This is a genomic window from Vibrio sp. 10N.261.45.E2 (genome assembly GCF_002875705.1).
GTDB lineage: Bacteria > Pseudomonadota > Gammaproteobacteria > Enterobacterales > Vibrionaceae > Vibrio.
In genome coordinates, this window is sequence record NZ_MCZZ01000026.1 from 1 (window position 1) to 5,018 (window position 5,018).

At 44.5% G+C, this 5,018-nt stretch carries 6 protein-coding genes; 3 read left to right on the forward strand and 3 right to left on the reverse strand.

The features are described 5' to 3' along the window. Positions 1-72: 72 nt before the first annotated feature. Both BCT34_RS01740 and BCT34_RS01745 read right to left on the reverse strand, forming a co-directional pair. Positions 73-666, reverse strand: a complete 594-nt coding sequence (locus BCT34_RS01740; protein WP_076651491.1) for a uracil-DNA glycosylase family protein — start codon at positions 664-666, stop codon at positions 73-75. Continuing rightward, entirely contained in the window at positions 666-1,592 is a 927-nt protein-coding gene (locus tag BCT34_RS01745; protein WP_076651492.1) for a D-2-hydroxyacid dehydrogenase, read from the reverse strand. Before BCT34_RS01745 ends, BCT34_RS01740 begins: the two co-directional genes overlap by 1 nt. Before the next feature lie 71 nt (positions 1,593-1,663). On the opposite strand from BCT34_RS01745, the gene BCT34_RS01750 reads away from it, so the two are divergent. Next, positions 1,664-2,251 carry a DUF416 family protein gene (locus tag BCT34_RS01750; RefSeq protein ID WP_076651493.1) on the forward strand — a complete coding sequence of 196 codons (588 nt, stop codon included), beginning with the start codon at positions 1,664-1,666 and terminating at the stop codon, positions 2,249-2,251. An 80-nt stretch (positions 2,252-2,331) separates the two neighbouring features. Here the strand turns inward: BCT34_RS01750 and BCT34_RS01755 are convergent, their stop codons facing one another. Then, a complete protein-coding gene (locus BCT34_RS01755; RefSeq protein WP_076651494.1) occupies positions 2,332-3,513 on the reverse strand; it encodes a hemolysin family protein in 1,182 nt (393 codons plus the stop codon). A 270-nt stretch (positions 3,514-3,783) separates the two neighbouring features. Here BCT34_RS01755 and hupA point away from each other — a divergent pair, with 270 nt between their 5' ends. Further along, positions 3,784-4,056 (forward strand): nucleoid-associated protein HU-alpha, encoded by a 273-nt coding sequence (gene hupA / locus BCT34_RS01760; RefSeq protein WP_004729753.1) that lies wholly within the window; start codon positions 3,784-3,786, stop codon positions 4,054-4,056. 47 nt (positions 4,057-4,103) lie between these two features. Beyond that, positions 4,104-4,802 carry a DUF1481 domain-containing protein gene (locus BCT34_RS01765; RefSeq protein WP_076651495.1) on the forward strand — a complete coding sequence of 233 codons (699 nt, stop codon included), beginning with the start codon at positions 4,104-4,106 and terminating at the stop codon, positions 4,800-4,802. The last annotated feature ends 216 nt before the right edge of the window (positions 4,803-5,018 follow it).

The following is a 5,018-nucleotide window of genomic DNA, read 5'->3' on the forward strand; positions in this document are numbered from 1 at the left end:
CGCGATGAACCTTTTTTATTGCCTTCAGATTGGTAATTCTATACTCGTTTAATTTCGGCTGTGTGCAGTTCATTAAGCATTTGGTTCATGGTAGGCCAAATGCTCTGAGATGTGTTTGCGGATGTAAGGAATAACCTCACTTTCAAACCATGGGTTCTTCTTGAGCCAAATATTATTGCGTGGTGAAGGGTGGGGAAGTGGTAAAAACTCTGGTGCCCAAATCTGCCAATTTTTGACGGTCTCTGTCAGTGTCTTGGTGGTTCTTTCCTTCAAATAGTAGTTTTGCGCATACTGCCCAATCAAAAGTGTCATTTGAACATTGGGCAGTGACTGCAATACTTTCTTATGCCAGAGCTCTGCACACTCCTTGCGTGGTGGCAGATCGCCATTTTTCCCTTTTCCCGGATAACAAAAACCCATAGGCACAATCGCGACTTTTTGCTCGTCGTAAAAAGTATCGCTATCTATCCCTAACCACTCTCTTAATCGTTCGCCACTGGCGTCGTTCCAAGGGATCGACGACTCATGCACCTTGATACCTGGCGCTTGACCTATGATCAGCAAGCGTGCATTTGGGTGGGCTTGAATCACCGGGTTAGCACCATGTGAAAGGTGAGGTTCACAAGCTCGGCATTGTCGAATCTCTATAAGCAACGAAGAGGACATCAGTAACCTTTATCAAAATCAATGACATGATTAAGTGTAAAGCCATCTCGCCACTGCTTATAACTCTCTGCGAAGATCTCGACCACTTGTCTTGGTTCGCTTAGCGCTGCAATGTGCGGTGTGATGGTCACTTGCGGTAGTTTCCAGAAAGGGTGATCGTGCGAGAGGGGCTCGCTTTCAAATACATCTAAAAATGCGTGTTCTACCCATCTATTTTTTATGGCGAGCAATAAGGCTTTATTGTCTAGGCTTTCCCCTCGACCGACATTAAACAGCAGCACGTTAGAGCAGTAACCTAACGTGGTTTGGTTTAGCAATTGAAAGGTTTCAGGTGTTGATGGCAAGGTGTTGACCACAATATCGGCTTGCTTGAGGGCGGCTTCTATCTCATTGATATGAAATGTGTCTTTGAAGGTTTCTTGTTTTGATGGGATACCTGTACGGTTGACGCCAATGGTATGAATACCAAACGCCGCAGCGGTTTTTGCCAAATGACTGCCAATTGCCCCTGTTCCTAAAATCACCATGGCTTTGTCAGTTAGGCTAGAATAAAGCTGAGGTTGCCAGTTTCGTTGCTGTTGTTGCTGGTAGTAATGAGGAAAGTGTCTAAAGTGGCTGATGGTGTAGCCTAAAACGTATTCCGCGATAGCAGGCCCGAAGATACCTTTGACGTTGGTCAGTGTGTAATCCTGACGAAGCTCTGGTTGAATGAGTTTATTGATTCCAGCATAGGTGCTCTGCACCCAGTCGAGTTCTTTAAACTCGCCGAGGCGCTTTGCGATTAGAGGCGGTGACGCCAAGACAATCTGTGCTGATTCGGGGGTTTGAGTGATTTCTAGGTCGGGTAAATCCTGGTTTAGAATCAGTTGCGTATAGGTATCGTCATGCTCAGTAAGAATATAGAGCTTATTCGTAAAATTGTTCATCGGCTTACCTTTTCCCCCCAGGGTTTATCAAGTACACTTTCGCTGTCTTTTTCTGCAATTATTGAGTGACTATGCTTCAGAATCCACTGCAGGTTCGTCTTGAAAAGTTAGAACCTTGGCAACAAATTACCTTTATGGCGTGTCTATGTGAGCGTATGTACCCTAACTATGCCATGTTTTGTGAGAATACAGAATTTGCGGAAGCTCGAATCTATCGTGATGTTTTAGATAGCATTTGGGAAATCCTGACAGTTAAAACAGCAAAGGTGAACTTTGAGCGTCAACTTGAGAAAGTTGAAGAGCTATTCCCTAGCGGTGATGATTTTGATTTCTATGGTGTTTACCCAGCAATGGATGCGTGCCAAGGCCTAGCAACGTTAATTCATGGCCTGCTTGACCGTGAACATATGTTTGAAGCGGTAATTAAAGTGAGTCAACAATCGGTGAAGACGGTTGCTGAGCTTGAGTTTGCTCAAGGCGCAGAAGAAGTGACGAACGAAAATCAGAAAGAAAACGAAGCGGTATGTGAAGAGTGGGACGTTCAGTGGGCCATCTTCCGACCTCTGCGTGAAGCGACTGAGCGTGATTTAGAGCTGATCAAAGACCTACGCCACGAACTGCGTGAAGATCCAGTCAGTAACATTGGTGTTGCTCTGTAATTCAACATCGCACTAAAGTACGAATAAAAACAAAGGCTCCCTAGGGAGCTTTTGTTGTATCTGATGGTATCAAATTTTGATTAAGCGTCTTTTTTGTCTTCGTTCTGCACTTTGTCTTTTGATGCCTTATCTTTTGATGCGTCGTCGTCATTCGTTGATTTTGCATCTGAAGAGTCGTTGTCTGCTGGAGTTTCTTCCTCTAGCTCGTCCTCGTCATCGCGGTTTTCGATAACACCGTGTGTCTCTTTCCACTTCTCCCAGCGTTGGAACGCCAGTTCTTGCATGTCAGTCGTCTTATCCGCTTCGTCGACAATCTCTTCACCTACTAGGTGCTCAAAGATATCTTCTAGGGTGATGATGCCCTGAATAGTGCCGTATTCGTCCACAACTAAAGACAGTTGCAGGCGGTTTGCCATCATCTGGTCAAAGGCCTTAGCCAAGCCCATGTTGTTCAGCAACACGTGGATAGGGCGCATTACTTCACCCAGAGCTTTCTCACCACACCCCGCTTGCTGCAATCTAAACAGCTCTAGGCGGTGAACAAAACCGATGATGTTGTCACTCTGCTCGCTGTAAACCAATGGACGAGAAAATGGTGTGTCTTTGTGTTGTTCTAGGAAGGTATTCACACTCATTTCCGCATCTACGCGAAATACTACTGGGCGCGGCGTCATGACCTGAGTTACAGGTACATCTTGAATACCTAGCAGGTTGCTCAGGATTTTTGACTCGCCTTCTGCAAACTCACCGCTCTCTTTTGCCAAAATTGCCATTGCAGATAGCTCATCACGCATTTTTGGTGCTTGGTGGCCACGAGCAAGACGTTTGGTGATCTGTTCTGAGAACCACACGAACGGTGTGAGGAAGAACACCATCCAACGAAGCACGCTTGCTGAAGCAGGAGCAAGTTGACGCCAGTAGGTTGCACCAATGGTCTTTGGAACAATCTCAGACAAAACTAAGATACCCAGCGTTAGTACGGCAGAGAAGACACCTAACCATTGGCTACCAAAAACGACAGCCGCTTGAGCACCCGCTGTCGCAGCACCGATAGTATGCGCGATGGTGTTGAGCGTTAAAATTGACGCAAGCGGGCGGTCAATATCTGTTTTCAGTTTGTCTAAAGACTCTGCTGCAGGGTGCCCATTTTGTTTTAGTTGAGCAATGTAGCTCGGACTAATACTCAAAAGTACAGCTTCCAAAACAGAACAAATGAAAGAAACTCCAATAGCAATGGAGACGTAAATAGTTAGCAGCAGCATGTTTGCCCTTAAATTAAATTGTACGCTTTAGCAGCGATTCAGCGTGGATTATAGTGAAAAAGTAGTGGTTAGGTCATCATTAATTTTGCTCTCAGCCCCTTTTAAACAAGGGCTTGCTTAATAAAATCAGTAACAAATTGTGAGTTATTACTCATATTATGGCTAAAACTACGGCATTAGAGCTAAAGATCGACGACAAACCTTTGCCAGATGGGGCATTTATGTTTTAGAGTGAATTGAATTCAAAAATACAAAGAAGGGAAACCTAAAATGAACAAGACTCAATTAATCGACTTTATTGCTGAAAAAGCGGACCTTTCTAAAGCACAAGCTAAAGCTGCTCTAGAAGCGACTCTTGGCGGTGTTACAGATGCTCTTAAAGATGGCGATCAAGTTCAGCTAATTGGTTTTGGTACTTTTAAAGTAAACCACCGTGCAGCTCGCACTGGTCGTAACCCAAAAACTGGTGATGAGATCCAAATCGCTGCTGCAAATGTTCCAGCATTTGTTGCAGGTAAAGCGCTGAAAGATTCAGTGAAATAATCTAAACTGTACCGAGGTAGTCGTATTCCACCTCGGTACAGGTTTTTATGAAAAAAGCATTTCTTCTCGTTTCACTATTATCCACATTTCTTATTGGCTGTTCTTCAACAAGCCCTCGCAAAAACCTAGAGCAATTTGAAACTCATACCGGCGGCCAAGTCATGGGCGACGCGACAAGTTTCTACTGGGTTACAAACAAGCTAACACAACCTCATACTTCAGCTGACTACGTCACTGTCGGCGATTACGGCTGGTACCAAACTGACTATGCTTGGTCAGAAGGCGTGCTTCGAGAATTCATTCGTGAAGGCGAGCAGCGTAACTCTTCTAATGAGCTGGTTCCTTATCGTGTCCATGTGCGTTTCAATAAATCAGGCGAAGCTGTGTATCAACAGTATCGTATTGATAGCAAAATCTTACCTATCCAAGCCAAGCAACTCGAAAACTACCAGAAAGAAGCTAAGTCGGTTCTAGAGACTACGATGAAGCAGAATGACGAAGGGCTCAGACTGGTTCAGGGTTACTGGGATGGCAGCTCTTTTAAAACGTGCGCTGGTGGTGAATTTGATCGCATTGAATTTAACCAGACCTTACCAAGCTTCGTGATCGACCGATTGGCATCTGTGGAAAGCTATGCAGCGTTTCTTGGCAATGATTCACTGGGTAAGATGAGCGTGGAAGAGTTATTGATGCTAGCTGAAGACAACCATGATTGCGTCGTTAGGCCATCGTTGTTGAAAGAATAGCGAGCAATCAAAGGATTGAGAGTATTTGGCCTACGGTAGGCCAAGTGCTTATTTGTCTGTACAGCTACAAGTTTCTAGAAAGATTGAGTAATAAAAAAGGCGCCTCTCGAGGCTGTCTCTTATACACAAATCCCTAAGCCACGCTTAGGGATTTTTTTTGAACTATTTTTAGGTTTCATGATCTGATCATCTAAGCAATGACAAGGATGATTATCA

Bases quoted from the DNA above. Each gene is read 5' to 3' on its own strand.
- BCT34_RS01755 (WP_076651494.1), bottom strand. From the start codon at position 3,513: ATGCTGCTGCTAACTATTTACGTCTCCATTGCTATTGGAGTTTCTTTC.
- BCT34_RS01745 (WP_076651492.1), bottom strand. From the start codon at position 1,592: ATGAACAATTTTACGAATAAGCTCTATATTCTTACTGAGCATGACGAT.
- BCT34_RS01740 (WP_076651491.1), bottom strand. From the start codon at position 666: ATGTCCTCTTCGTTGCTTATAGAGATTCGACAATGCCGAGCTTGTGAA.
- BCT34_RS01750 (WP_076651493.1), top strand. From the start codon at position 1,664: ATGCTTCAGAATCCACTGCAGGTTCGTCTTGAAAAGTTAGAACCTTGG.
- hupA (WP_004729753.1), top strand. From the start codon at position 3,784: ATGAACAAGACTCAATTAATCGACTTTATTGCTGAAAAAGCGGACCTT.
- BCT34_RS01765 (WP_076651495.1), top strand. From the start codon at position 4,104: ATGAAAAAAGCATTTCTTCTCGTTTCACTATTATCCACATTTCTTATT.